This is a genomic window from Streptomyces sp. NPDC104307 (assembly GCF_055584045.1).
The window spans coordinates 823,307-848,928 of the sequence record NZ_JBVJMU010000001.1; the positions used below are offsets into that span (position 1 = coordinate 823,307).

At 70.5% G+C, this 25,622-nt stretch carries 24 protein-coding genes; 13 read left to right on the forward strand and 11 right to left on the reverse strand.

The genetic code is table 11. The features are described from left to right. Nucleotides 1-3 precede the first annotated feature (3 nt). Entirely contained in the window at nt 4-1,194 is a 1,191-nt protein-coding gene (locus ACZ601_RS03355; RefSeq protein WP_469532432.1) for a saccharopine dehydrogenase family protein, read from the forward strand. Between the two features lie 63 nt (nt 1,195-1,257). On the opposite strand, the gene mmpA is transcribed toward ACZ601_RS03355, so the two are convergent. Together mmpA and ACZ601_RS03365 are read right to left on the reverse strand one after the other, a co-directional pair. Then, complete coding sequence (mmpA, locus tag ACZ601_RS03360; protein ID WP_440574666.1) at nt 1,258-1,401, reverse strand: morphogenic membrane protein MmpA; 144 nt, start codon at nt 1,399-1,401, stop codon at nt 1,258-1,260. Nucleotides 1,402-1,480: 79 nt separating this feature from the next. Then, nucleotides 1,481-2,158: an endonuclease V gene (locus ACZ601_RS03365; RefSeq protein ID WP_440574665.1), complete on the reverse strand. Its 678-nt coding sequence runs from the start codon at nt 2,156-2,158 to the stop codon at nt 1,481-1,483. A 100-nt stretch (nt 2,159-2,258) separates the two neighbouring features. Between ACZ601_RS03365 and ACZ601_RS03370 the strand changes: the two genes are divergently transcribed. The 3 genes from ACZ601_RS03370 (at nt 2,259) to ACZ601_RS03380 (ending at nt 5,045) form a co-directional block, all read left to right on the forward strand. Beyond that, nucleotides 2,259-2,552, forward strand: a complete 294-nt coding sequence (locus ACZ601_RS03370) for a YciI family protein (protein ID WP_469532434.1) — start codon at nt 2,259-2,261, stop codon at nt 2,550-2,552. A gap of 138 nt (nt 2,553-2,690) precedes the next feature. Then, nucleotides 2,691-3,107, forward strand: a complete 417-nt coding sequence (ssgD, locus tag ACZ601_RS03375; protein WP_469532436.1) for a spore wall synthesis regulator SsgD — start codon at nt 2,691-2,693, stop codon at nt 3,105-3,107. 306 nt (nt 3,108-3,413) lie between these two features. Beyond that, nucleotides 3,414-5,045 carry an ABC-F family ATP-binding cassette domain-containing protein gene (locus tag ACZ601_RS03380; protein ID WP_469532438.1) on the forward strand — a complete coding sequence of 544 codons (1,632 nt, stop codon included), beginning with the start codon at nt 3,414-3,416 and terminating at the stop codon, nt 5,043-5,045. 32 nt (nt 5,046-5,077) lie between these two features. Here the strand turns inward: ACZ601_RS03380 and ACZ601_RS03385 are convergent, their stop codons facing one another. Beyond that, entirely contained in the window at nt 5,078-5,557 is a 480-nt protein-coding gene (locus tag ACZ601_RS03385) for an ATP-binding protein (RefSeq protein ID WP_469532440.1), read from the reverse strand. Between the two features lie 154 nt (nt 5,558-5,711). Here ACZ601_RS03385 and ACZ601_RS03390 point away from each other — a divergent pair, with 154 nt between their 5' ends. The 4 genes from ACZ601_RS03390 to ACZ601_RS03405 all read left to right on the forward strand — a co-directional run bounded on the left by ACZ601_RS03390 (nt 5,712) and on the right by ACZ601_RS03405 (nt 9,048). Beyond that, on the forward strand, nt 5,712-6,563 hold the full coding sequence (locus ACZ601_RS03390; protein WP_469532442.1) for a Scr1 family TA system antitoxin-like transcriptional regulator: 852 nt from the start codon (nt 5,712-5,714) through the stop codon (nt 6,561-6,563). Between the two features lie 9 nt (nt 6,564-6,572). Then, nucleotides 6,573-6,764 (forward strand): hypothetical protein, encoded by a 192-nt coding sequence (locus tag ACZ601_RS03395; protein ID WP_406457269.1) that lies wholly within the window; start codon nt 6,573-6,575, stop codon nt 6,762-6,764. A 298-nt stretch (nt 6,765-7,062) separates the two neighbouring features. Beyond that, complete coding sequence (locus ACZ601_RS03400) at nt 7,063-8,037, forward strand: acyl-ACP desaturase (RefSeq protein ID WP_440576362.1); 975 nt, start codon at nt 7,063-7,065, stop codon at nt 8,035-8,037. 93 nt (nt 8,038-8,130) lie between these two features. Continuing rightward, nucleotides 8,131-9,048, forward strand: a complete 918-nt coding sequence (locus tag ACZ601_RS03405; RefSeq protein ID WP_469533814.1) for a chitosanase — start codon at nt 8,131-8,133, stop codon at nt 9,046-9,048. Between the two features lie 85 nt (nt 9,049-9,133). On the opposite strand, the gene ACZ601_RS03410 is transcribed toward ACZ601_RS03405, so the two are convergent. After that, a complete protein-coding gene (locus ACZ601_RS03410) occupies nt 9,134-9,388 on the reverse strand; it encodes a WhiB family transcriptional regulator (protein ID WP_469532443.1) in 255 nt (84 codons plus the stop codon). A gap of 100 nt (nt 9,389-9,488) precedes the next feature. Beyond that, nucleotides 9,489-10,274: a VOC family protein gene (locus ACZ601_RS03415; protein ID WP_469532445.1), complete on the reverse strand. Its 786-nt coding sequence runs from the start codon at nt 10,272-10,274 to the stop codon at nt 9,489-9,491. Nucleotides 10,275-10,459: 185 nt separating this feature from the next. On the opposite strand from ACZ601_RS03415, the gene ACZ601_RS03420 reads away from it, so the two are divergent. Together ACZ601_RS03420 and ACZ601_RS03425 are read left to right on the forward strand one after the other, a co-directional pair. Further along, a complete protein-coding gene (locus ACZ601_RS03420) occupies nt 10,460-12,685 on the forward strand; it encodes a DEAD/DEAH box helicase (RefSeq protein ID WP_469532447.1) in 2,226 nt (741 codons plus the stop codon). A 297-nt stretch (nt 12,686-12,982) separates the two neighbouring features. After that, the gene (locus tag ACZ601_RS03425; RefSeq protein WP_469532448.1) at nt 12,983-13,594 is read left to right on the forward strand and encodes a restriction endonuclease; all 612 of its coding nucleotides are present in this window, start codon (nt 12,983-12,985) and stop codon (nt 13,592-13,594) included. Nucleotides 13,595-13,642: 48 nt separating this feature from the next. Here the strand turns inward: ACZ601_RS03425 and ACZ601_RS03430 are convergent, their stop codons facing one another. Further along, the gene (locus tag ACZ601_RS03430; protein ID WP_469532450.1) at nt 13,643-14,698 is read right to left on the reverse strand and encodes a multicopper oxidase domain-containing protein; all 1,056 of its coding nucleotides are present in this window, start codon (nt 14,696-14,698) and stop codon (nt 13,643-13,645) included. 263 nt (nt 14,699-14,961) lie between these two features. Between ACZ601_RS03430 and ACZ601_RS03435 the strand changes: the two genes are divergently transcribed. Together ACZ601_RS03435 and ACZ601_RS03440 are read left to right on the forward strand one after the other, a co-directional pair. Further along, nucleotides 14,962-17,451 (forward strand): ThuA domain-containing protein, encoded by a 2,490-nt coding sequence (locus tag ACZ601_RS03435; protein WP_469532452.1) that lies wholly within the window; start codon nt 14,962-14,964, stop codon nt 17,449-17,451. Beyond that, nucleotides 17,448-19,691 carry an OmpL47-type beta-barrel domain-containing protein gene (locus ACZ601_RS03440; protein WP_469532454.1) on the forward strand — a complete coding sequence of 748 codons (2,244 nt, stop codon included), beginning with the start codon at nt 17,448-17,450 and terminating at the stop codon, nt 19,689-19,691. Before ACZ601_RS03435 ends, ACZ601_RS03440 begins: the two co-directional genes overlap by 4 nt. A gap of 20 nt (nt 19,692-19,711) precedes the next feature. On the opposite strand, the gene ACZ601_RS03445 is transcribed toward ACZ601_RS03440, so the two are convergent. Together ACZ601_RS03445 and ligD are read right to left on the reverse strand one after the other, a co-directional pair. Beyond that, nucleotides 19,712-20,830, reverse strand: a complete 1,119-nt coding sequence (locus tag ACZ601_RS03445) for an ABC-2 transporter permease (protein ID WP_469532456.1) — start codon at nt 20,828-20,830, stop codon at nt 19,712-19,714. Further along, entirely contained in the window at nt 20,827-21,837 is a 1,011-nt protein-coding gene (gene ligD, locus ACZ601_RS03450) for a non-homologous end-joining DNA ligase (protein WP_469533817.1), read from the reverse strand. Before ligD ends, ACZ601_RS03445 begins: the two co-directional genes overlap by 4 nt. A gap of 97 nt (nt 21,838-21,934) precedes the next feature. Between ligD and ACZ601_RS03455 the strand changes: the two genes are divergently transcribed. Beyond that, complete coding sequence (locus ACZ601_RS03455) at nt 21,935-23,002, forward strand: ATP-dependent DNA ligase (protein WP_469532458.1); 1,068 nt, start codon at nt 21,935-21,937, stop codon at nt 23,000-23,002. A 16-nt stretch (nt 23,003-23,018) separates the two neighbouring features. Here ACZ601_RS03455 and ACZ601_RS03460 read toward each other — a convergent pair whose 3' ends face one another. The 3 genes from ACZ601_RS03460 to ACZ601_RS03470 are packed head-to-tail and all read right to left on the reverse strand — an operon-like array spanning nt 23,019 to nt 25,592. Continuing rightward, nucleotides 23,019-24,257: a lytic transglycosylase domain-containing protein gene (locus ACZ601_RS03460; protein WP_469532460.1), complete on the reverse strand. Its 1,239-nt coding sequence runs from the start codon at nt 24,255-24,257 to the stop codon at nt 23,019-23,021. A gap of 22 nt (nt 24,258-24,279) precedes the next feature. Further along, nucleotides 24,280-25,020 carry a hypothetical protein gene (locus ACZ601_RS03465; protein ID WP_469532462.1) on the reverse strand — a complete coding sequence of 247 codons (741 nt, stop codon included), beginning with the start codon at nt 25,018-25,020 and terminating at the stop codon, nt 24,280-24,282. 41 nt (nt 25,021-25,061) lie between these two features. After that, nucleotides 25,062-25,592 (reverse strand): hypothetical protein, encoded by a 531-nt coding sequence (locus tag ACZ601_RS03470; protein WP_440577439.1) that lies wholly within the window; start codon nt 25,590-25,592, stop codon nt 25,062-25,064. Nucleotides 25,593-25,622 lie beyond the last annotated feature (30 nt).

Genomic DNA, 25,622 nt, shown 5'->3' on the forward strand with positions numbered 1-25,622 from the left:
CTCGTGAACAGGCAGAGCGGGGCGCAACGCCCCTATGACGTCGTCCTCTTCGGCGCCACGGGATTCGTGGGAGTCCTCACCGCCGAATACCTGGCGTCACACGCGCCGGAGGGCTGCCGGTGGGCCCTGGCCGGTCGTAATCGCGCCAAACTGGAGCAGTTGCGCAATCACCTCGCCTCCCTCGATCCCGCCTGTGCGGACATCCCCCTGCTGCACGCCGACGCGGACGACGCCGGATCACTGCGCGAACTGGCCGAGTCCACCCATGTGGTGGCCACGACGGTCGGCCCGTACATCTGGTACGGCAAGAAGCTGGTCGCGGCCTGCGCGGAGGCGGGGACGGACTACACGGACCTCTCCGGCGAGCCGGAGTTCATCGACCGGGTCTACCTGGAGCACGACGCACGGGCGCGCGAGACCGGCGCCCGGATCGTGCACGCTTGCGGCTTCGACTCCGTGCCCCACGACCTCGGCGTGTACTACACGGTGCAGCAGCTGCCCGAGGGCGTGCCCCTGCGCGTCGATGGTTTCGTCCGGAGCAACGCGGCCTTCTCCGGGGGTACGTTCGCCTCCGCGCTCAACACGATGAGCCGCGGCCCCCAGATGGTGCGCGCCGCGCGGGAGCGCCGGCTGCACGAGCCGCGACTGGTCGGCCGGCGCGCCGGCGCACCACTCGGCGGGCCGCGCTTCAGCACGGAGACCGGCACCTGGGCGCTGCCGCTGCCGACGATCGACGGGCAGCTGGTGAAGCGCTCCGCCCGCGCGCTGCCCCGCTACGGACCCGACTTCCGCTACCGCCACTACGCCTCGGTCAAGCACCTTCCGGTGGCCCTGGGCGGCACGGCGGCGATGGGTGCCCTGCTGGGCGCGGCGCAGGTCCCGGCCGCGCGGGCGTGGCTGATGAGCCGGTACGAGCCAGGCGCGGGCCCGGACGCGGAGCGCAGGCACCGCAGCTGGTTCACGGTCCGGTTCGTCGGCGAGGGCGGCGGCCGACGGGTGTTCACCGAGGTGTCGGGCGGCGATCCGGGCTACGGGGAGACGGCCCGGATGCTCGCGGAGGCCTCGCTGTGCCTGGCGCTGGACGAGCTGCCGGCGGTGTCGGGGCAGGTCACGACTGCCGTCGCGATGGGCGACGCGCTGGGGGAACGTCTTCGGGCGTCCGGTCTGCGCTTCCGGGTGGCGGCGGTCCGCTGACGCGCCGCGGCAGCCGGGAGGGGCCGCCCCTCCGGGCGGGCGGTGCTGCCTTCGAAACACGCCCTAGAAGATCCAGGAGGCGAGTGTGTAGAGCATCGCCCCGGCCCAGACGGACGCCACCGCACCCCCGATCAGCATGCCCGCCTCGGCTCGGCGCCGGATGGGATGAAGGGGTGCGGTTCGGGTGGGTGTGCGAGGTACGTTCATGTGTCCAGAGTGCCGACCATGATCGTCGAACGCTATCCGTACGGATACTCAGACGCCCTCGCCCCCGCCCGCACCGCCTTCAGCCGGTCGCCTCGCGCAGCGCCCGCCGGCAGAGCGCGTCCGCCCGGCGGGTGGTCTCGGGCTGACGGAAGTCCCGGGCGAGCAGCAGGGTGTGCGCGCAGGCGTTGTCGAGGCCGGTGCGGTGGCCGACGGAGACGAACACCGGTTTGGTGCCGTCCTGGGTACGCAGCGCCCGGCCCACCTCCTCGTCCCCGTCGAGCAGTGGCGAGCAGTCGCCGCGACGCGGGCCGGGCTGTTCGTACGAGAAGGTGAACGGGTTCTTCGCCACGCCGATGACCGGCAGCCCGGTGAGCACCCCCAGATGGCTGGCGAGCCCGAAGCGGCGCGGGTGCGCCTGCCCGTATCCGTCGCAGACGACGAGGCCCGGGTCGACCGGCAGGGACTCCAGCGCGGACAACACCGTGGGGATCTCGCGGAAGGCCAGGAGTCCGGGGACATACGGAAAGGTGACCCGGCCGACGGCGGTGGACTCCGCCACCACGTCCAGGGTGGCCGCGTCGAGCACGACGGCCGCCGCCACGACGACATCGCGCTCGTCGTCGTAGGCGACGTCGACACCGGTCACCCGGCCGGTGCCGGGCGGCGGCCCCGGTTCGTCGAGCACCACCCGGGCGCGCAGGGAGTCCTGCAGGGCGCGCGCAGCGGCCTCGTCGGCGGGCATCTGAAGACTTGTCATGGTGGCGACCAGCTTAGGCCGTGTCCCTGGCGCATGACGGCCGGAGGGAGGGGTACCTGACCTCCCGTAGCCGCCCCGCCGCTCACGTAGCCTGGAGATCATGTTCGTACTGGAGCTTTCCTACGCCGCCCCGCTGGACCGTGTCGACGCGTTGATGAAGGACCACGCCGGCTGGCTCGACACGCAGTACGCGGCCGGGGTCTTCATCGCCTCCGGGCGCAAGAACCCGAGGGACGGCGGGGTGATTCTCGCGGTCGGGGACGACCGGGCCGAGATGGAGCGGCTCACGGCGACCGATCCGTTCGCCGTGCAGGGTGTCTGCGTCTACCGAATCACGGAGTTCATCGCGACCAGGACGTCGGACGCCCTCGCGCCCCACCGTCAGCAGTTGTGACCGCGCCCTGAGTCCGGTGAACGGTGGGTGGCGGGCGGTGACGCAGCTCACGCGGTGTCCCGGTGCACGGATCGGCGGCATCCGTCGTCTGTACCAGTGCCGGGAACCCGTTCATCCGGTCGCGAGAGGGAGCAGGTCTTGTCCATCGTTATCGAGCAGTCCGTACAGGCCCGCATGGTGGCGTCCGCACCTCGGATGGAGACGCTTCCCGCCATCCTGAGTTACGACCGCACGGACCCCTTCGCGATCCGCATGGCCTTCCCCGCGCCCGCGACGCTGGAGGGCACCGAGGTGTCCTGGGAGTTCTCCCGGGAGCTGCTCGCGGAGGGCATGGACGCACCGGCAGGGCTGGGTGACGTACGGATCAGGCCCTTCGGGTACGACCGTACGGTGCTGGAGTTCCACGCCCCGGAGGGCATCGCGATGGTGCACGTGCGCACCGCGGAGCTGCGCCGGTTCCTGCGCCGGACCCAGCAGCTGGTGCCCGTCGGCACGGAGCGCCGGTTCCTTGACCTGGACCGGAGCCTGACGGATCTGCTCGACGGCTCCTGCTGATTCGTCTGCCGGTCAGTCGTCTGCCGGTAATTCGTTTGCCGGTCCCCCGGGGCCGGGCGTAGCGTCTTCGGTGTCCTTGTCGTCGCCGATCGGAGTAGGACGTTGCTCGTCTGAGGTCTTGAGACACCGCGTTGCGCGCCGTGCCATGTCCGTACATGCCCGCGTGCCCGAGTGTGACCTCAGCTCTTCGAGCCGTCCTCCGTGACCAGGGCCTTCCCCCACACCCCCGGAATCCTTCCGTGGAACGCCAGTGACCGGTGTCTCATCCCGTTGCCCCTGACCTTCCTCGCAACCGGGAGATTCCTGATGTCAGCTCCGCTCGCACACATCACCTGCTCGTCGCTGTCCTTCGCCTGGCCCGACGGCAGCGAGGTGTTCGATGACTTCCATCTGACCGTGGGGCCCGGCCGTACGGGCCTCATCGGCGTCAACGGCGCCGGCAAGTCGACCCTGCTGCGGCTGATCGCGGGCGACCTCACCCCGGCCGAGGGCCGGATCAGGGCCACGGGCGAGGTCGGGTACCTGCCGCAGAACCTGGTCCTGGACACCGCGCTGCGGGTCGACGCGGCCCTCGGCATCGCCGCGGCCCGTGAGGCGCTGCACGCCATCGAGGCGGGTGACGTCGACGAGGAGCGGTTCGCGGCCGTCGGGGACGACTGGGACGTGGAGGAGCGGGCCCGCGCCACGCTCGACCAGCTCGGCCTCGGGCACATCGGGCTCGACCGGACCATCGGTGAGATGTCCGGTGGCGAATGCGTGCTGCTGCGGCTGGCCGCGCTGCTGCTGGCCCGGCCGGACGTGCTGCTGCTCGACGAGCCGACGAACAACCTGGACCTGTACGCCCGGCAGCGGCTGTACGCCGCGGTCGAGGCGTGGAGCGGGGTCCTGGTCATCGTCAGTCACGACCGGGAACTCCTGGAACGGGTCGACCAGATCGCGGATCTGCGGGGTTCCGAGGTCACCTGGTACGGCGGAAACCTCTCGGCGTACGAGGAGGCGCTCGCCGTGGAACAGGAGGCGGCGGAGCGCATGGTGCGGGTCGCGGAGGCCGATGTGCACCGGCAGAAGCGCGAACTCGCGGACGCCCAGGTCAAGCTGGCCCGGCGCAAGCGCTACGGGCAGAAGATGAACGATCAGAAGCGCGAGCCGAAGATCGTCATGGGTGCCCGCAAACGCGCGGCGCAGGAGTCCGCGGGCAAGCACCGCATCATGCACACCGAGCGGCTGGCCGAGGCGAGGGAGCGTCTGGACGCCGCGGAGGAGGCGGTGCGTGACGACGACGAGATCCGGGTCGAGCTCCCGCACACCAAGGTCCATCCGGGCCGTGGGGTGCTGGTGCTGCGCGATCTGGAACTGGCTTACGGGGCCCGGGTCCAGGGCTCGTTCGAGGTGCGCGGTCCGGAGCGCATCGCGCTGGTGGGGCGTAACGGGGCGGGCAAGACCACGCTGCTGCGGACGCTCGTCGGTGAGCTGGCGCCGGTGTCCGGAGAGGCCGCGGTGGAGGTACCGGCACGGTTCCTGCCGCAGCGGCTGGACGTGCTCGACGACGGGCTGAGCGTGGTGGAGAACGTGGCGCGGTTCGCACCGGATGCCACGGACAACGCCATCAGGGCGAGGCTGGCACGCTTTCTGTTCAAGGGGGCACGCTCGGACCGGCCCGCGGGAACGCTGTCGGGCGGGGAGCGGTTCCGTGCGGCTCTGGCCGCGCTGCTGCTCGCGGAACCGGCTCCTCAGCTGTTGATGCTGGACGAGCCGACGAACAACCTGGACCTGGCGAGCGTGCGCCGTCTGACGGCGGCGCTGGACGCGTACGAGGGGGCGCTCGTCGTGGCGAGTCACGACGTGCCGTTCCTGGAGTCACTCGGAATCACGCGCTGGCTGCTGCTCGACGGCGAACTCCGGAGCACCACGGCGGACGAGGTGCGTGCGGGCATGTGAGGTGCGGGGGCGCGGGTCAGGGCCGTGCGGGGCTACGGGTGGAGTAACGCCCAGGTCTTCGAACCGCCGGTGGCCGCCAGTGCGGGGGCGAGCCCCCAGTCTCCGCCCTGCGCTTCGACGGCGGCCGCCAGCAGCCACATGTCCGCGCTGCGGCGCTCCCTGCACTCCTCGGCCCTCTCGGGCGTTCCGTGGCATGGGTGTTGGTCATAGAGGACGATCCGCAGCGCGCCGAACTGCCAGTGAATCCGCAGCAGCATCTCCCGGTCCGGAGTGAACCGGTAGGCCGCGGAGACCAGTTCGGATGTGGCGAGCACCGCGGTGTCGCGGAGTTCCGTGAGGTCGTGCCGGGTGAGCAGTTCACTGACGACACGGCGGGCAAGGCCTGCGCAGAAGGCGCCACCGGGCAGAGCGAACGAATAGCTCAGATTGTCCGCTCCGGGCGGATGCGGACGGGGCCCGGTGGGGGCGAGGGCGGGGAGGCAACGCAGTGCGCCCTTCATCAAGGTACTCACAATTCCCGGTTCATGTGACGACGGCCACACAGAGGCATGGTCGCCCCGTGTGAGACTTACGCTACCGACCGTAGCCCACAAGTGGAGCACAGTGCTACTACTTGTGTGGTTCCGGTCATTTCACTGACGCCCCACACCCGGAAGGACACCGGCCGTGCCTCCCAGGAGCACCCCGACCGCCCGGCAGCAACGACTCGGGTACGAACTGCGCAAGCTGCGCGAGCAGTCCGGAATGACGGCGCAGCAGGCCGCCGCACTGCTCGGCGTCGACCGGACCCGGATCCCCAACATCGAGTCGGGCCGGTTCGGCATCAGCGCCGAGCGGGTCCGCACCCTCGCCTTCAACTACGGCTGCCCCGACACCGGTCTTGTGGACCTGCTGGCCGAGATGGCGCAGGAGCGGGCCAGGGGGTGGTGGGAGGAGCATCGCGGACTCCTGCTGCCCAGCCTGCTGGACATCGCCGAACTGGAGTTCCACGCCATGGAGTTGAACACCGCGACCACCACGCACATCCCCGGCCTGCTACAGACGGAGGAGCATGCGCGGGCGGTCTTCGACACCGCCGACCCCCAGCTGCCGCGTCCCGACCTGATGGCCCGGCTCTCCCTGCGGCTGCGCCGCCAGGAGGTGCTCGAACGGGACCGGCCACCCCTGTACGAGGCGGTGATCCACGAGGCCGCCCTCCGGATGCGGTTCGGCGGACCGAAGGTCACAAAGGCGCAGCTGGAACACATTCTCGGCCAGTCCGAACGGGACCGGACGACCGTCCGGGTCATCCCGTTCGCGGCCGGCGGATTCCCCGGCGCCGGACAGTCCTTCACCTATGTCGGCGCGGCGGTACCTCAGCTCGATACCGTACAGCTCGATTCCTCGCACGGCTCGATGCTGCTCGACGCCGACATGCAACTGCGGCGCTATCGAGGGCTGTTGGGGCGACTTCGTACGCTCGCACTGCCCGTCGCGGAATCACGCGATTTCATCCGGTGCATAGCCAAGGACCTCTGAGGAGAGACCATGAACGACATCTGCTGGGACGAGGCGTTCTGCAGCGAGGGGGCTAACTGCTTCCGCTTCGGACTGGACGACCAGGGCCGCGCCTACATCGGCTCCACCACCGACACCGCGACCTACGTCAGCGACTCCATGGAGGCGCTGCGGGCACTGATCTTCGCGGTGAAGTCCGGCGCGGCGGACCATCTGCTCTGACCCCGACCGACCGGCCGAGTCCCCCGTGCCGCCGCGCTCCGAGTACGCCGACTGTTCAGAGCGCATCGCCACCGGGGACCGGGCCCGGCCGTTTCACCATCTGAGCCATCTGAGCCCCCTCGTGACCCCCTCCCCCACAGCCGTCCTGACCCTCCGTACACGCACTTGACCTGCGAACATGACATAACGTAACGGAATATTGCCCGGACGGGCTTGGCTCCGGCCTTACTGCCGCTTTAACCTACGGTCTCGTAACCTACGAAGCCGTAGGTAATTCTCCCGTCCCCAGGAGCCCCCCGTGACTATCACCTCTCCCCACCTCGGCAGTTCACAGGCGTGGACTGACGCCCAACTGCTGTACGCGCTGGAAGAGGTGGTGGAAAAGGAACTCAACCGCCATCTCAAGGTCGCCAAGGACTGGATGCCGCACGAGTACGTGCCGTTCTCCGACGGCCGGAATTTCCCCGGCGTCTTCGAGGACGGCCAGGCCTGGGAGTCCGAGCAGTCGAAGGTCACCGACATCGGCAAGATCGCCCTGGTCGTGAACCTGCTGACCGAGGACAACCTCCCCAGCTACCACCACGAGATCGCCTCCCTCTTCGGCCGCGACGGCGCCTGGGGCACCTGGGTGCACCGCTGGACGGCCGAGGAGGGCCGGCACGGCATCGTGATGCGCGACTACCTGCTCACGTCGCGCGCGGTCGACCCGGACAAGCTGGAGCAGTTCCGGATGGCGCACATGGCGGAGGGCTTCGAGTCCGACAACCGTCACTCGATGCTGCACTCCGTGGCCTATGTCGCCTTCCAGGAGCTGGCCACCCGGGTGTCCCACCGGAACACCGGCCACCAGTCGGGCGACCCGGTCTGTGACCGGATGCTGGCCCGGATCGCCACCGACGAGAACCTGCACATGGTGTTCTACCGCAACCTCCTGGGCGCGGCCTTCGAGCTCGCACCGGACCTGACCATGCAGTCCGTGCGCGATGTCGTCGTGAACTTCCGGATGCCCGGCCACGGCATGCCCGGCTTCGAGCGGGCCGCCGCGCAGATGGCGATCGGCGAGATCTACAACATGCGCATCCACCACGACGACGTCATCCAGCCGGTGCTGCGCTATCTGAAGGTGCTGGACATCGACGGGCTGGGCCCGGAGGGTCTGAAGGCGCAGGAGGAGCTCGGCCTGTACATGAACGGGCTGGACGGCGAGGCGTCGAAGTTCGACGCGAAGCTGGCCGCCCGCAAGGAGCGGATGGCGGCCCGCGCCCAGGCCTGACGGCCCTGCCCCGCCCTGCGGTGCCCCGTCACCGCAGGGCGGGATGAGCCCTCACCACCGGCGCCCGGACCGTACTCTGTGCCGGTGAAACCTGTGACGCGTTTCGTTCTCTTCGCCGCGCCGTTAGCCATCGCCGCCTCCATCGTCTTCAACGGTGGCGGCGACGACCCCGAACCGCCCGACGACTCCCCCGCCGCCGCCGCTGCGGACCCGGCCGACTCCGCCGTGGGCCCCGACCCGTACGCCGCCGCGGACGACCAGGGGCGACGGCAGCTGGACGAGCGTGTCGAGGCGATGCCCGCCGGGCTGGCCGCGCCGGCCGAACGCGAACTGGCCTGGAAGCTGCTGGCCACCTCGGAGAGCTCGACGCTCGACTGGCGGGGCCAGTACGGCATGATCGACGACAACGGCGACGGCACCGGCTACACCGCCGGGACCGTCGGGTTCTGCTCCGGAACGCACGACATGCTCACGTTCGTCGAGGCGTTCGCCAAGGACCATCCGGACAGCCCGCTGAAGCCGTACGTACCCGCGCTGCGCAAGGTGGACGGCACCGGCTCGCACGAGGGCCTGGGCCCCGGCTTCACCGCCGCGTGGAAGAAGTCGGCCGAGGATCCGGTGTTCCGTGCCGCGCAGGACCGGGTCAGGGACAAGCAGTACTTCGAGCCGGCCGTACGGCTGGCCAAACTGGACGGGCTCGGCACCCTGGGCCAGTTCATCTACTTCGACGCCATGGTGCTGCAGGGCCCCGGAACGGAGCCGGACGCCTTCTACGGAATCCGGAAGGCAGCACTCGCCGAGGCCGACACGGTCGACGAGGGCGGGGACGAGAAGGTCTACCTGGACGCGTTCCTGGACGCCGCGCGAGCCGTGATGAAGTCGAAGAAGAACCAGCACGACACCTCACGCATCGACACGGCGCAGCGGCAGTTCCTGTACGACGGAAACCTGGCGCTGAAACCGCCGCTGACCTGGAAGATGTACGGCGAGACCTTCCACGTCGCGTCCTGACGCGGACGCCCTGACGCGGATCCCCTGACGCGGGCGCCCTGTCGGCTGACCGGCCGGGCCGGGCCGGCCGGCCCGGCGCCCGCGGTCACGCCCGGTCGCGCCCCGCTCTGCGCAGTCGGTCCCGCTCCTTCTCCGAGAGGCCGCCCCACACGCCGAAGCGCTCGTCGTTGTCGAGGGCGTACTCAAGGCAGGCCACACGCCCTTCGCAGGCGTTGCAGAGCTGCTTGGCCTCCCGGGTGGAGCTGCCGGGGGCGGGGAAGAAGAACTCGGGCCCCGCTTGCGCGCACAGCGCTGTCTCCTGCCAGGCGAGAGCGGGCTCGGTCGGGGTGTTGATCAGCATGCCGCACACAGTGCCCTGCCGCGATAAACGACTGATCAACGATGCATCAACCCCCCGTCCCGGACCACCGGGGCCCGGCCGGCAGGGGTGCGGACACGCCCTACGCGCTCTTGATCACGGCGAACGGCGCGCCGTAGGGATCGGTGACGTTGGCGAACCTGCCCACACCGTCCATCTCCAGCGGCTCCAGCGTCAGCTTGCCGCCCAGCCGCTCCACCTCCGCCGCCGTGGCATCGCAGTCGTCGACCTCGATGTACGGCAGCCAGTGCGGGCCCACGACCGCCCTGACCGGTACGGCGTCGAGCGGCACGAGCCCGCCGAAGCCGGCCGCCTCGCCGCCGCCCCCGGTCCGGACCAGTGTGTACGATCCGCCGCCTTCCGGATAGGGCACCTGGCTGCTCTCCCAGCCGAAGACCGCGCCGTAGAACGCCGCGGCGGCCGGAACGTCCGGGGTGTACAGCTCCGCCCAGCACAGACTGCCGGTGTCCCCCACGACTCCGAGTCCCGGGAGCCGCTTCGGCTGCCAGACGCCGAAGTACGCCCCGCCCCGGTCCGCGAACCCGCCCATCCGGCCGAACTCCAGCACGTCCATCGGCGCGAACGGCACCGAACCGCCGGACTTCTCCACGAGCCGCGCGGTGGCATCGGTGTCCGCCGACTGGAAGTACACCGACCAGGATGTCTTCGCCTGCTCCTCCGGCACGGTCATCACACCACCGACCGACTTCCCGTCGAGCGTGAACATGCCGTAGCCACCGGTCTCGGGGCCCCCGGCCTCGTACCCCCAGCCGAAGAGAGCGGTGTAGAAGGCGGCGGCCCCATCGAGATCCGGGGTGCCGAGATCCAGCCAGTTGGGGGCTCCGTCGACAAATCGGGTGGTGAGCATGGTGCGCTCCTTCAGTGGTCCCGTTCCCGTACGAACAGGTTTTCTCCTGATGTGTCCGAGTCTTGCACCGGGCACTGACAACCGCAGTCCGTCGGACCCCTGTCAGCAGCGCATGGGACGATACGAGTCGCTCCGGCCGGCTGCCGGGCGGAGCGGCGGTGAGGCCGCGGGGACAGAGGACGTACATGACTGAGGCCGGGTCCACGGAGGGCGGGGCGACGACCGGGCGGGCGGCCAGGGAGCTGCTCGTGCGGGCCGAGGAGCTGCTGGGCGCGGCCCGCGCGGTGCTGGCCGATCACGGCCGTGCCGTCGATGCCGTACGCACCGCCCTGGACCCCCTGCTCGACGCGCTCGTCCGGGACGAGCTGTCGGCCATCCCGGCGTCCCGGCTCAAGGACGTCACCGAGGGCCGGCTCCGCATCGGCGCCATCGAGCAGGCCGGATTCACCACCGTCGGGCAGGTGCACGGGGCCAGCCGCTACGAGCTCCGCCAGATCCCCGGCGTCGGTGCGCAGACCGCCGACCAGGCGCTCGCGGCGGCGGGCCAGATCGCCCACGCCGTGCGGGACACGGTCACGGTGCGGATAGCGGTCGAATCCCCGGACGACGCCACGACGGCCCTGGTCACGGCGTTGTACCGGCTGGTCGAGGCAGGACCGGACGTCCGCCGGGCGGTGGACGGCGCCCGCGGGCTGGCCGAGCGGCTGGACCCCCTGCTGGTCACGGCGGCGCCCGCGCGGGGGCGGCTGCGGATGGTCTTCACGCGGCGCCCTGCCCGGACGCGGGCGCTGGCCGCCGTCGTCGCCGCCCGCGCGGTGCTGGCCGATGCGCGGGAGCGTGAACTCCCGCTGCTGTTCGGGCAGGTCTCGGCCGATCTGCTGCGCGATCCGGACTCCCCGATCGCGGCCTGGGTCGACTTCGAGGTGCGCTCCGCCGAGTACTACAGCCTGCTCGCCGAGATGTCCGGCACCGGACCGGACCGGGACGCGGCCGAGGGGTTCCTGCCGTCCGGGATCGCCGACCGGGTGCGCGGTCTGCGGCTGGACGACGCCAGGCTGCGGGTGTCGTTGCGCGGCTACCAGTCCTTCGGCGCCCGTTTCGCGCTCGCGCAGAAGCGGGTGATCCTCGGGGACGAGATGGGGCTCGGCAAGACGGTCCAGGCCATCGCCGCGCTGGCCCATCTCGCGGCCGGGGGCGAGACCCACTTCCTGGTCGTCTGCCCGGCGAGCGTGCTGATCAACTGGACCCGGGAGGTCCGGGCCCGCTCGACGCTGCGGGTGCTGCCGGTGCACGGTCCGGACCGGCAGGGCGCGTTCGCGGAGTGGCGCGAGGGCGGCGGGGTCGCGCTCACCACGTACGACGCCCTGCACACCCTGCCCGTCGCGGCCGACTGCGGCGTACGGCCCGGCATGCTCGTGGTCGACGAGGCGCACTACGTCAAGAATCCCGCCACCCGGCGTTCCCGGGCGGTGTCCGGCTGGGCGCGGCGGACCGAGCGGGTGCTGTTCCTGACCGGCACGCCGATGGAGAACCGGGTGGCGGAGTTCCGCAGCCTCGTCAGCCAGCTCCAGCCCGAGCTGGCCCCGTTGATCAGCATCAGCCACGGCGCCGCCGGGTCCCAGGCGTTCCGCCGGGCCGTCGCCCCCGCCTATCTGCGCCGCAACCAGCAGGACGTCCTCACCGAACTCCCGGCGCTGGTGCAGGTCGACGAGTGGGAGGAGTTCAGCGAGGCCGATCTGCTGGCCTACCGGGAGGCGGTGGCCGCCGGGCAGTTCATGCGGATGCGCCGGGCCGCGTACGCCGGTCCGGCCACCTCCGCGAAGCTGAACCGGCTGCGCGAGCTGGTCGCGGAGGCGGCGGGCAACGGGCTGAAGGTCGTGGTGTTCTCGTACTTCCGTGAGGTGCTGGAGACGGTCCGGCGGGCCCTGGACGAGGAGGTGTTCGGCCCGGTGTCCGGGAGCGTGCCGGCCGCCCGGCGTCAGGAGATGATCGACGCCTTCACGGCGGCCGACGGCCACGCGGTCCTGCTGAGCCAGATCCAGGCCGGCGGGATCGGGCTCAACATGCAGGCCGCTTCGGTCGTCATCCTCTGCGAGCCGCAGATCAAGCCGACGATGGAGCACCAAGCGGTGGCCCGCGCCCATCGGATGGGCCAGATACGCCCGGTCCAGGTGCACCGGCTGCTCGTGGCGGACAGCGTCGACGAACGCATGCTGGACATCCTGGCCCGCAAGGAACGGCTGTTCGACGCGTACGCACGGCGCAGCGATGTCGCGGAGACGACGCCGGACGCCGTGGACGTGTCGGACGGCTCGCTGGCCCGCCGCATCGTCGAGGAGGAACAGCAGCGCCTCGCCGCGGAGTCGAGGGCGGTGTCGGACAGAGCGGTGGACGCGCGGGACGGTTCCTGACGACTGCGGCGATTCGGCCAGGGGCATCGCTTTACTGCCATTCACCGGCAACCCGGTCACGGCACCGGCCGGGCCCGGCTAAACAAGAGGGGGGCTCGGACCGGCGTCCGCTGCTCTCCTGGAGGCGGCCGTGTTCTGGTGGGAGGTCCGGCAGTTGCTGTTGGTCACGCGGGCAGAGCGGTGAGCCCCCGGCCGCGTAGAGGCCGGGCGACGAGCAGGCGCCCGCCGGTACGGCGCCGTGCCGGCAGGCCCGGAAGGCGGAGCCGGCGCACGGACGACCGGCTGGCCGGCCGCCTCGTGGCCGTGGTCCTGGCCGCCGTTGTGGTGGTGACCCTGGTCAACTGGCTGCTGGCCCACTGGTGGGTCCTGCTCGTCCTCGGCTCGGTCGCGGCGCTGACCGGCGGCGGACTGCTCCACCAGCGGCGGCGGAACGCGCGGTGGGAAGCGGTCCGCGTGCGGGGCCTGCGGTACGAGCTGGCCCAGCTGGACGCCCTGCACCACGCCCGGTTCGAGGACGCCGTACGGGACCTGATGCACCGTGACGGCTGCCGGGACGCGCTCCGTGTCGGTGGCGGCGGTGACCTGGGCGCCGATGTGAAGGCCACCGACCCCTTCGGGCGGCGCTGGGTGATCCAGTGCAAGCACCGGCGCGCCGGGCCGGCCGGCTCCGCGGTGGGAACACCGGATCTCCAGGTCCTCAACGGCACCGCCCGCCAGGTGCACGGCGCCGACATCGCGGTGATCGTGACGAACGGCAGGGTGACCGCACCGGCCGTGGTCTTCGCCGAACAGCAGCGGCTGCACGTCGTCGACCGGCAGACCCTCGAAAGCTGGGCGTCCGGCTCCCGTCCGCTCTGGAAGCTGCTCCGGGCCGTCCCGCCGCCACGCAGGCCGACCGCCCTGTCCTGAGCGGTCCGCGGCCCGCTCGGGATGCGCGCGGCCCGGCTCCCTCACCCGTCAGTGGCTGTCGTGCGACGCCGCCTTCTCCGATGTCTTCGCGTCCGGCGACTCCGCGTCCGGCGACTTCGCGTCGGAAGGCTTCGCGCCGTGCGAGGACATCGAGTGCGCCTCGTGCCCCGGCACCGTCCCGTCGGCCTTGGCGACCAGCAGCATCCCGGCCATGCCCATGTCGGAGTGGCTCTGCACATGGCAGTGGTACATCCACGCGCCCGCGCCCACGTGTTCGCCGGCGATGACCTGGAAGCCGAACGAGTCCGCCGGCCCGACGATCTTGGTGTCGATGACCCGGCTCTGGTCGTCGGGGCCGGTGAGCAGGCCCGTACGGTTGTCCGCCCAGCGGTGACCGTGGACATGGAACGTGTGGTAGTACTCGCCGTGCGTGATCATGACGACTTCGAGCCGGTCCCCGACCGTGGTCTCGAAGTCGGGGCTCTTGTCGGCGGGCTTGTTGTTGATCAGCATGTCGTTGAAGACGATCGTGATCGTCTTGTCCGGCAGGATGTCGCCCTTGCGCCGGACGATCACCGGACCGTACAGCCCCTTGCGGATGCCGCCCGTGCCGTGATCGGTACCGACGACGTGGTCGTGGTAGTGCCAGTAACCCGCGCTGCCCGCCTGCCAGGTGCCGTCCTTCCTCCGGCCCGGGGCGTGGGTGCGCCAGGTGTAGGTACGGGTCTCGCCCGGTTCGACGATGCTCTTGTTCATCCGGGTGCCGTCGCTCGCGATGTCGTAGTCGACGCCGTGCGCGTGGAGGCTGGCCGCCACGTCCATCGTGTTCTCGAACTCGATGTGCAGGGTGTCGCCCTCGTTGATCTCGATGAGGGGGCCGGGGATGGACGCCTTGCCCTTCTCGAAGCCGTACCCCATCTGACCGTCCGGCAGCTTCTCCGCGTACATCTTGAGGTGGCGCACCACTCCTCCCGCCGGCGCGGTGCGGGGCGGGTTCTCGGCGGAGGTGGCCTCGATCGCACCGAGGGACAACGATGTCACCCCGGTCGCCGCCGCCACCCCGCCGCCCATCAGAATCCGCCGGTTGAAGCTACGTCGATCCATGTCGAACTCCCCACTTTCGGACGGGTGTTGCGGAGAAACCCAAGGCAACTACGGCACACGGCACAGAGATACGCAGGTCATGGCGGTCAATACCGCCGGGCACGGGTGGGCCTCGGGGACGGGCCATACCGTAGCCCGGGGATCTTCGTTTATCCACACTAAGGACAAAGTTCGTGCGATTGCTGCCATAGCTATTGGCGAGTCGCGAAAAGAGGTCTAGCTTCATGCGCTGTTGAAGTGACCACAGAGGGGTGGGTGACCACATGCAGCGCACACCACATCACAGGTCCAGATCGCGACGCGGAATTGCGGCGGCCGTAGCGGCCGGCGCACTGACCGCATCCCTGCTCGGCGGCAATGCCGCCAGTGCCAGGCCGTATCCCGGACCGAACGAGTCCATGGCGACAACGTTGTCCCTGCCGACGCCGCCCGGCGGCGCGAACGTGAAGGTGCTGGTCTTCCACGCCTCCGCGTCCGACGAGTCCCCGACGGTCGACGCCGGTATCGCGGCGATCGAGAAGATCGGGCTCACCGGTCCGGAGGCGGGCCGCTTCAAGACGGTGGCCAGTGACGACCCTGCCGTCTTCACCAACGGCAAGCAGCTCGGCAAGTACAACGCCGTCGTCTTCCTGACGGGCGGCGGTGACGTCCTGGATCCGGAGCAGGAGGCCGGTCTGGAGGCGTACATGGAGGCCGGCGGCGGCTTCCTCGGCATCCACGACGCGGCGCGCACCGAGCCGTACTCCGACTGGTTCACCGGGCTGGTCGGTGCCCGTCCGGCGGCCGACAGCCCCACCGCCGTACAGCGTGCGACGGTGGAGATCGGGGACCGGCAGCACCCGGCGACCAAGAACCTTCCGCTGGAGTGGAAGCGTCCCGACAAGTGGCTGAACTGGAAGGAGAACCCGTCCGGCGACGTGCACACCGTGGCACGCGTCCGGGAGATCACGTACAAGCCGGGAGCCAGCGCCAACGGCTGGGACCACCCGGTCTCCTGGTGCCGCGACTACGACGGCGGCCGGTCCTTCTACACCGCGATGGGCGGTACGGTCGACAGCTTCGCGGAGGCCGACTTCCGCGACCACCTGCGCGGCGCGCTGGACTGGACGACCCGGATCTCGCAGGCCGACTGCAAGGCGACGATCACCTCCAACTACAAGGCGGAGCGGGTCACCGAGCCCAACCAGCCCGGCCAGAACGACCAGATCGGTGAACCGCACGGGCTGGTGACCGCCCCCGACGGACGCGTGCTGTACATCGGCCGCGGCGGCGCCGACAGCAGCGTGCCGGTCGTCACCGACTGGAAGGACCCGAACGTCGGCAAGGGTCTGGGCCAGATCCACGTCTACGACCCGAAGACCAAGAAGGTCACCCTCGCGGGAGCGCTGACGGTCTTCGGCAACAAGGGCGGCGGCGACGAGCTGGTCAAGGTCGAGGAGGGTCTGCTCGGCATCGAGCTCGACCCGGACTTCGAGAAGAACGGCTGGGTGTACCTGCACTACACACCCCACGACAAGATCGACCGCGACAAGCAGATGGCGGTCCGTCAGGTCTCCAGGTTCACCCTGGACCTGGCCACGAACAAGCTGGACCTCTCCTCGGAGAAGGTGCTGCTGCACTGGCCGGTCCAGATCCACAGCTGCTGCCACGCGGGCGGCGGGATGGCCTGGGACTCCAAGGGCAACCTGTACATCGCGGCCGGTGACAACAACTCCTCGCAGTTCAGCGACGGTTACTCGGGCAACAACCCGGAGCCGAACTACAAGGGCGTCTCGTTCGCCGATGCCCGGCGCACCGCGGGCAACACGAACAACCTCAACGGCAAGATCCTGCGGATCCACCCCGAGGACGACGGCACCTACACGCTGCCCGCCGGCAATCTGTTCACCGGCAAGGAGACCGACGAGGGCGGTGGCAAGACCCGTGGCGAGATCTACGTGATGGGCGTGCGCAACCCGGCCCGGATCTCCATCGACAAGTCGACCGACACGCTCTACGCGGGCTGGGTCGGCCCCGACGCGGGCGAGCCGAGCACCACCTGGGGTCCGGCGAAGTACGACACGTTCGCCGCGATCACCCAGGCGAGCAACCGCGGCTGGCCGTACTGCATGGGCAACAAGCAGCCCTACCGGGACCGCAATCTGCCCGATCCGAGCAAGCCGCTCGGCTGGTACGACTGCGACCACCCCAAGAACGAGTCCCCGAACAACGACGGCCTGGTGAACCTGCCGCCCGTCACCGGCAACAACATCTGGTACTCGCCGCAGGGCGGTGGCGTGGACTACCCGCGCGACGAGAACGGCATCCCGAGCTACAAGGTCGAGGACCAGAAGGAACTGCTGCCCTGGCTCAAGGGCGGCGGCCAGGCCACGATGAACGGCCCGGTCTACCGGTACGACGAGAAGGCCGGCGCCGACAAGTGGCCGTCCTACTGGGACGGCAAGTGGTTCGTCGGTGACTTCTACGACGACACCCAGCCCAGGCACGCCGTGCTCACCGACCCGAAGACGGTCGGCAAGGGCGGACTGCCCACGCACGCCGAGTCCCTCAAGGAGATCATCCCGGTCGGCGCGGACGGCATCCGCAACCTGATGGACTGGAAGTTCGCCCCGGACGGTTCGCTGTACGTACTGGACTACGGGCGCGGCTTCTTCACCTCCGACTCCAAGTCCGCGCTCTGGCGCGTGACGTACAAGGGCGGCGCGGCGACCCCGGCCGTCAAGGACCTGGCCAGGAAGGCGGCAGTGAAGTGAGACACCGTTCGATCTACTTCCGAAGGCGGTCACGGCCCGCCCGGCTGTGGCTCGCCCTGCTGGGGTCGTTCCTGATGGTGCTGGGACTGACCTCGACGGCGGCCTACGGGCGTACCACCGCCCCGGCGGGCGCGGCGGCGGCCGACCAGGTGCTCACCTGGACGGCCGGCAACCCCATCGACCACTACCTGTCCGCACCGAAGACGGCGGTGGCCGGCAAGGCGACCATCGTCTTCGAGAACAGTGAGGGGACCGGGAACACCAGCGGGATGCCGCACACGCTGACCTTCAGCGTCTCGGACCCGGAGTTCAACAACGACGTCCCGCTGAACCTGCTGGCCAACCCGGGCGACGACAAGGGCGGCAAGCAGACCGCGGAGGTCACGCTCACCCCGGGCCGGTACTTCTACCACTGCACGATGCCGGGGCACGAGGCGATGCAGGGCATCCTGACCGTGACCGACGGGGGCGGCGGCGAGGACGACACCACCGCACCCGAGACCTCGGTCAAGGTCGACGGTGACAAGAACGCCGACGGCGCCTACATCGGCTCCGCGACGGTCACCGTCGCGGCCACCGACGAGGGCTCGGGCGTCGACACCGTCGAGTTCGCGGTCGGGGCCGACGGCGAATGGCAGCCGTACACCGCGCCCGTCGTCGTGGACGAGGTCGGCGCGCACGCCATCCGCTACCGCGCGACCGACAAGGCGGGCAACGCCGCAGAGGAGAAGACGGCGGAGTTCACCGTCGCCGCCCCGCCGACGGACGACACCACGCCGCCGGAGACCTCCGCGACCGTCTCCGGTGAGAAGGACGACCAGGGTCAGTACCTGGGCATGGCGACGGTCACCGTGACCGCCTCCGACACCGGGTCCGGCGTCAACACCATCGAGTACGCGGTCGGCGCGGACGGCGAGTGGCAGCCGTACACCGGCCCCGTGATGGTGCACGAGCTCGGCGCGCAGAAGATCCGCTACCGCGCGACCGACAAGGCGGGCAACGCCGCCGAGGAGCAGGCGGTGGAGTTCACCGTCGTCGAGCCGCCGACCAAGGACACCACGCCGCCGGAGACCTCCGCGAAGGTCGCGGGCGACAAGAACTCCGACGGCGCCTACCTCACCAGCGCCAAGGTGACGGTCACCGCGACCGACGCCGACACGGGCGTCGACAAGGTCGAGTACTCGCTGGACGGCGGTCCGTACCTCGCGTACACCGACACCGTCATCGTCGACCGCGTCGGCTACCACTCCGTCGCCCACCGGGCCACGGACAAGGCGGGCAACACCTCCGAGGCGAAGAAGACGTCGTTCACCGTCGCGCAGAGCGGCGGCGTGCCGGCGCCCAACTGCCCGGAGTTCGACGAACGGCTCACCGTCATCGTGGGCACCGTCGACACCGGGGTCCCCAACCGGATCACCGGCAACCGCTGCACGGTCAACGAGCTGATCGAGGACGAGAAGGACTGGTCGTCGCACGCGCTGTTCCTCAAGCACGTCGACAAGGTTCTCGACCAACTGCTCACCGCCGGGGTGGTCGACGCCCGCGAGGTCAAGAAGATCTACAAGGCGGCCAAGCAGTCGGGCATCGGCAAGCCGGGCAAGGACGAGGGCTACCACAAGCTCTTCGACGGCACCGCGGCCTCCTTCGCGAAGTGGCAGCAGGTCGGCGGCGGGAAGTTCACGCTGAACGAGGAGGACGGCTCGCTCAACAGCTCCACCACGGTGGACGGCATGGGCATGCTGTGGTTCCCGGGCCGGCAGTACGGGGACTTCTCGCTGAAGCTCCAGTTCCGGGACGACGCCCCGGGCACGGGCAACGCCAACGGCGGGGTGTTCGTGCGGTTCCCGAACGTCCACGACAACCCGGAGGAGTCCGCTCCGGAGTGGGTCGCCATCAAGTACGGCCATGAGATCCAGATCAACGACCGGCCGGACGGCGACATGTACAAGACCGGTTCCGTCTACGGATTCGACCGGGTGGGTCTCGGCGGCGCCGGGGTCACGCCCAAGGGCACCTGGAACGACTACGAGATCCGGGTGGTGGACCAGCACTACTCGATCTACCGCAACGGTGTCCTGCTGAATGAGTTCGACAACAACGGCGGTCAGGTCTTCGAGCCGCCGAGGGACGACGACCCGGGCACCGACGGCCGGCGGTACGCCTCCGGCTACATAGGTCTCCAGGTCCACAGCACCTCGGACGTGGTCTCCTACCGGGACGTCCGGATCCAGGAGCTCTAGGCACTACCGCGGGAAAGGGTTCAACCGGCCGCGGCCGCATGCTGAGGCATGTGGTCGCGGCCTCCTGGGTGCCGGTGGCGCCATACCCAGAAGACCGTGCAGGAGGCCAGCGACCAGGCCGCGAGCACCAGGAACGGGAAGAGCCGCTGATACCCCTGGTAGTAGACGGCGGTGTGCTGGGCGTTGACGGAGGCGCCCGGCGGCAGCCAGCGCCCGATGTGGCCGAGCAGCGAGGGCAGCAGCGGCCAGGACACGGCTCCGCCTGAGGACGGGTTCCCCAGAATCACCATCAGGCCCCAGGTCGGGAGCATGGCCCAGCGCCCCATCAGGGTGTTGAACATGGTGAAGACCATGCCAGAGGTGAACATCGTGAACGCCAGGATCGCCCAGGACTCGGCGAAGGGCAGATCGATGGCGCCCAGCAGCCAGTCCACCACCGCGGCGATGGAGAAGGCTCCCAGCAGCGAGTAGGCGATCGTGAACGCGATCCGTTCCAGCGGGATCAGGCTTCTGGCGTGCACGCTCAGCTGGATGGAACCGACGAAGCCGATGATCACGGCCGCGAGCGAGATGTAGAAGAGCGCGAGACCGCGCGGGTCGCCCTTCTGGAGCGGTTTGACGTCCGTGACGGAGATGGGCACTCCGAGCTTGTCCCCCACCTTCACGGCGGACTCCGCGAGCACCTGGGCGACGGCGGCCCCCGAGGCACCGGCCACGTCGAGGGCCACCCCCGCCCTGCTGGGCCGCACGATCGCGAAGACCTCCTGCTCCTCCAGGGCCTCGCGCGCCCCGGCGGCGGTGTCGTAGCGGTGGACGTCCAGGGAAGCGTCGAGCGCCTCGTCCATCGCGGTGACGAACGCCTTGCCGCGGGCCGTCTCCTGGAGGCTGACCACGGCGGCCGGGATCCGGTGCGGGGTCGGATTGGCCATCGCGTACGTGTAGGAGCCGGCGAAGAGCCCGGCGGCGGCCGCGAGGATGAAGAGGAGGACGGTCGCCGGGAAGTAGGGCGAGCCCTTGTACTTCGTCCACTTCTGGCCCCGGGTCAGTGGCCGGCCGTGCGCTCCGTGCGGCGGCGTCGACTCCGGTCCTGGCGCGCCGGGGACGGATTCGGGCGGGGTCGGCTCGTCGGGCGTGCTCATGCCTCGTCGTCCTCGTCGTGGCGGGCGCGGCTCGGCTGGACCCGCTTGGGCTCGCCGGGCATCTTCGGGTACTCCGGCGGGTACGGCATGTCGCCCAGGCCGCGCTCCTTCTCGTCGCGGTCCGCGAGCTCCAGCAGCCGGTCGAGCCGGAAGGCGTGCTCGTCCATGTCCGCGTGCACGTCGCCCGCTTCCGCGTACCGCACCGGCATGGTCCGGATGTCGAAGTCGCGCGGCTCCGCGTCGTCGATCTCCTCCCAGCGCAGCGGTGCGGAGACCGGGGCGTGCGGGCGGGGGCGTACGGAGTAGGCCGAGGCGATCGTGCGGTCCCGGGCGGTCTGGTTGAAGTCGACGAAGATCCGCTCGCCGCGCTCCTCCTTCCACCAGGCGGTGGTGACCCGCTCGGGCATCCGGCGTTCCAGCTCGCGGCCGGCCGCGATGGTGGCCCGGCGGACCTCGGTGAACGTCCAGCGGGGTTCGATGGGGACGAAGACGTGGATGCCCCGGCCGCCGGAGGTCTTGGGCCAGCCGCGCAGTCCGTGATCGTCCAGTACGGAGCGCAGCTCGTGGGCGGCACGCACCGCGTCGGCGTAGTCGGTGCCGGGCTGGGGGTCGAGGTCGATGCGCATCTCGTCGGGGTGGTCGGTGTCGGCGCCACGGACCGGCCAGGGGTGGAAGGTGAGCGTGCCGAGGTTGGCGGCCCAGATGACGGCGGCCACCTCGGTGGGGCAGATCTCGTCGGCCGGGCGGCCGCTGGGGAAGGCGATGCGGGCCGTGGGGATCCATTCGGGCAGGTTCTTGGGGGCCCGCTTCTGGTAGAAGAACTCGCCCTCCACGCCGTCCACGAAGCGCTGGAGGGTGGTCGGCCGGTTGCGCAGGGCGCGGGTGATACCGGGTCCCACGGCGAGGAAGTACTCGGCCACGTCCCTCTTGGTGTACCCCTTCTCCGGAAAGTAGACCTTGTCCGGATTGGACAGCCGGACGGGCCGCCCGCCCGCGTCCAGCTCCACCGCTTTGCCCGCTGCTGCCATGTCGGCCACGGTAGGCCGGGCGCACATATGCCGCATATCGGGAGACTCCGGTCGCTGGACGGTCCACAATCGATCCATGGATCTACCGGTGATGCCGCCCGTGAAGCCGATGCTCGCCAAGTCCGTGTCCCGGATTCCGCCGGGGATGCAGTACGAGGCCAAATGGGACGGCTTCCGGGCGATCGTGCACCGGGACGGCGAAGACGTGGTGATCGGCAGCCGCACCGGGAAGCCGCTCACCCGGTACTTCCCCGAGCTGGTCACGGCGGTCCGGGACAACCTGCCGGAGCGCTGTGTGATCGACGGCGAGATCGTGCTCGCGCACGGGGACCGGCTCGACTTCGAGCGGCTCAGCGAGCGCATCCACCCCGCGGACTCCCGGGTGCGGCTGCTGGCCGAGCAGACCCCGGCCTCGCTGGTCGCCTTCGATATCCTCGCGGTGGGCGACGACTCGCTGATGGGCACGCGTCAGTCGGACCGGAGAAAAGTGCTGGAGGCCGCGCTGTCCGCCGCATCCGCCCCCGTCCACCTCGCCCCGGCGACCACCGATCCGGCCGTCGCCCAGGAGTGGTTCGACCGGTACGAGGGAGCGGGTCTCGACGGGGTCGTCGCCAAACCGCTCGACCTGCCCTACCGGCCGGACACCCGGGTGATGTACAAGATCAAGCACGAGCGGACCGCCGACTGCGTCGTGGCGGGCTACCGCCACCACAAGAGCGGCCCGGTCGTGGGATCACTGCTGCTCGGCCTGTACGACGGGGCGGGCGTCCTCCAGCACGTGGGGGTGTGCGCGGCCTTCCCGATGAAGCGACGCGCGGAGCTCGTCGCCGAACTGGAGCCACTGGTCACGGACTTCGCCGGCCATCCCTGGGGGGCCTGGCAGGACGCGGAGGCGCACGAGCACGCCCGGCTGCCCGGCACCCCGAGCCGGTGGTCCGGCAAGAAGGACCAGTCGTGGGTGCCGGTGCGCCCGGAGCGGGTCTGCGAGGTGGGTTACGACCACATGGAGGGTGACCGGTTCCGGCACACCGCCCAGTTCCGCCGGTGGCGGCCGGACCGCGCCCCCTCCAGCTGCACGTACGAGCAGCTGGAGGAAGTGGTGCGGTACGACCTCGCCTCCGTGCTGTCGGCCGGGGGCGGCTGAGCGGGCAGCCGGGGGCTCAGTCGGCGGCGGGCGGCTCGGGGGGCGTGGTGCAGGGCTCGGGGGTGGTGCTCGGCTCTGGAGACGGCGACTCGGTGGCCCCGGCCGTGTCGCTCGGGTCCGGCGACGGGGCGTCCGTCGTACAGCCCGGAGCGGGCTCCGAGGTGCTCGGGTCCGGATCCGGAGTGGTGGACGGGTCGGGGCTGGTGCCGGGGTCCGGGGTGGCGGACCCGCTGTCCGTCGGATCGGGTGAGGAGCCCGGCCCTGTGGAGCCGCCGGGGTCCGGGGAGCCGGAGCCGCCGGGCGAGGGGTCCGGGGACGCCGATGCGGACGGGGTCTTCGTGTGGCCCGGCTGGGGGCCGACCTCGATGCCCCCGTTGTCGCCGTCCTTCGCGCTGCCGGGCCCGCCCACGGGGTGCTTGGGCTCGTTCGGGCTTCCGGCGCCGGGGCTCTTCGGCACGGGGCCCTTGCCGTCGGCGACCGGATGGGTGCCCTTGCGGTAGAACTCCAGCCACGACAGAACGGTGCGCAGATACGTGTCCGAGTGGTTGTAGCTCAGGATCGCCGCGTCGAGACCGGCCCGTGCCGTCAGATCGCGCGATCCGGCACAGAGGTAGGCCCCCGCCGCCAGGGCCGCGTCGTAGACGTTGCTCGGGTCGGCGCGCCCGTCACCGTTGCCGTCCCGCTTCCAGTGCGCCCAGGTCGAGGGGATGAACTGCATCGGGCCGACCGCCCGGTCGAAGGTCCTGTCCCCGTCGTACGCCCCGCCGTCGGTGTCGGAGATGTTGGCGAAGCCCGCGCCGTTGAGCACCGGTCCGAGGATCGGGGAGAGCGTCGTGCCATGGGCGTCGACCCTGCCGCCGCCCGCGTGTCCGGACTCGACCTTGCCGATGGCGGCCAGTAACTGCCACGGCAGCCCACAGCCCGGATCGCCGCGCCGCATGGCCGCCTCCGCCTTGCGGTAGGCGTCGAGCACGGTGGCCGGAATCCCTGCCTGGGCCCACGAGGCGACGACGACCGGGCTCCGCTTGACGCCCGGTTTCGGCGGCTCTGGGCTTTTCAACGGCGGCAGTTCGGTGTGGTACGAGTCGTCGTTGGGGACCTCCGACCACCTGACCTCGTCGGACTTCTGGCGCTGCTTCGGCGTCTCCTCGTGCGCCACGAGCCCCGGCCCCTGGGAGGCGGTGAGCGCTGCCATGGCGGCGACGGCGGCTGCGGTGCCGCCGAGCCCGCGGCGCATGGTGCCCTTGAACCTCATGCGTGCTCTCCTCTCCCCCGGGTCACCGGGAGAACGTGTCGATGGCCGATATCCGCCAGCTGCCGCCCCGGCGGACCGCGTCCACGGCGAACATCGCCGCGGCGTAGGTCGTCTCCTCCGACTTGCCGGTACGGGTGTTGCTCTGGTCGGCGAAGATCAGCAGCCGGGCCCGGTCTCCGTCGAGCAGCTCCACACCGCTCTCGGTGACGGTCGTGGTGAGGACGAGCTTCTGCTTGGGCGCCTGGGCCCGTACCTCCGCGAGCATGTCCTTGTGCTGCTGGACCGCCTTGCCCACCAGGTAGCTCTTCACCGCGCTGTCGGCCTTGGCCGGCGAGGCGTAGTTGTACGAGAACACCGCGCCCACCGCCTCGGTGATCTGGCCCTTCACCTCACTGGTGCGGCTGATGTCGGTGAGGGCGGTGTTCTGCCGGCCGGGTTCCTCGCGCAGGCTGCCCGCGGAGGTGAACGACCAGGCGGCGAAGGAACCGAGCAGCACGGTCAGTACGCAGAGCACCGCGGGCAGCGAGACCCGCAGCGGACCTGCGGACCGGGGCGCATTCTCCTTCTCCTCCTCCTCTTTCTCCTTGTCCTCCGGTTCGTCCGCCGGTTCGTCCTCGGACCGGGACTCAGCCTCGGACTCAGCCCCGGAATCGGTGTCCGGCCCGGCTGGCTCGGGCGTGGTGGTGGTCGTGGCGGTGCGTTCCGCCGCGGCGACGGTGGCCAGGCGGCGCTGCCGGTTGACGAGGTGACGGGTCGTCGACATGTCCGGGGGTCCTCTCGGGTGCGGGGTGGGAGTCGGTGGCGTCAGCCGGCGGTGTTGCCGACGGGCGCCTGACCGAGGGCGCTGAGCTTCCACCCCTCGGAGGTACGGGTGAGCTGCCCGAGCATCCGGCTCTCCTTCACCGCGGGCTTGCCCTTGGGCGCGGTCACGGTCACCCGCAGCGCCACCATGACCCCGGCCCGGCCGGCCCGGTCGTCCAGCTCGGTGACCGCACCGGACAGCACCTTGGCCGTGCTGACGGTCTTCGCCTCCTTGATCTGCTTCACGAACGCGTCCCGCCCGTCCACGAGCTGCTTGTGCAGGTCGCCCGTGGTGGAGTCCTCCCAGCTGTCGAGCCCCTGGACGAGCTTCTGGTGGTCGAGCGTGTTCATGTTCTGCACGGCCTGCTCGCCCGCGGCCAGCGCGTCGTCGCGGGTCTGCGCGTACGCCGCCGAGTCGTCGTGCGATGCCTGATACCGGGACACGCCGCCCCAGCCCGCCGCGCCCGCCGCCGCGACCGTCAGCACGATCGCCGCCGCCACCAGCGGATTCCCCGTCATCCGTACCCGTGCCATTGCTGCCTCTCCCTGCCGGCCGGCCCTGTG

Coding starts and splice junctions, on each gene's coding strand:
- mmpA (WP_440574666.1), bottom strand. CDS start 1,401: ATGAACGTACCTCGCACACCCACCCGAACCGCACCCCTTCATCCCATC.
- ACZ601_RS03365 (WP_440574665.1), bottom strand. CDS start 2,158: ATGACAAGTCTTCAGATGCCCGCCGACGAGGCCGCTGCGCGCGCCCTG.
- ACZ601_RS03370 (WP_469532434.1), top strand. CDS start 2,259: ATGTTCGTACTGGAGCTTTCCTACGCCGCCCCGCTGGACCGTGTCGAC.
- ACZ601_RS03380 (WP_469532438.1), top strand. CDS start 3,414: ATGTCAGCTCCGCTCGCACACATCACCTGCTCGTCGCTGTCCTTCGCC.
- ACZ601_RS03395 (WP_406457269.1), top strand. CDS start 6,573: ATGAACGACATCTGCTGGGACGAGGCGTTCTGCAGCGAGGGGGCTAAC.
- ACZ601_RS03410 (WP_469532443.1), bottom strand. CDS start 9,388: ATGCTGATCAACACCCCGACCGAGCCCGCTCTCGCCTGGCAGGAGACA.
- ACZ601_RS03415 (WP_469532445.1), bottom strand. CDS start 10,274: ATGCTCACCACCCGATTTGTCGACGGAGCCCCCAACTGGCTGGATCTC.
- ACZ601_RS03420 (WP_469532447.1), top strand. CDS start 10,460: ATGACTGAGGCCGGGTCCACGGAGGGCGGGGCGACGACCGGGCGGGCG.
- ACZ601_RS03430 (WP_469532450.1), bottom strand. CDS start 14,698: ATGGATCGACGTAGCTTCAACCGGCGGATTCTGATGGGCGGCGGGGTG.
- ACZ601_RS03435 (WP_469532452.1), top strand. CDS start 14,962: ATGCAGCGCACACCACATCACAGGTCCAGATCGCGACGCGGAATTGCG.
- ACZ601_RS03445 (WP_469532456.1), bottom strand. CDS start 20,830: ATGAGCACGCCCGACGAGCCGACCCCGCCCGAATCCGTCCCCGGCGCG.
- ACZ601_RS03455 (WP_469532458.1), top strand. CDS start 21,935: ATGGATCTACCGGTGATGCCGCCCGTGAAGCCGATGCTCGCCAAGTCC.
- ACZ601_RS03460 (WP_469532460.1), bottom strand. CDS start 24,257: ATGAGGTTCAAGGGCACCATGCGCCGCGGGCTCGGCGGCACCGCAGCC.
- ACZ601_RS03465 (WP_469532462.1), bottom strand. CDS start 25,020: ATGTCGACGACCCGTCACCTCGTCAACCGGCAGCGCCGCCTGGCCACC.
- ACZ601_RS03470 (WP_440577439.1), bottom strand. CDS start 25,592: ATGGCACGGGTACGGATGACGGGGAATCCGCTGGTGGCGGCGGCGATC.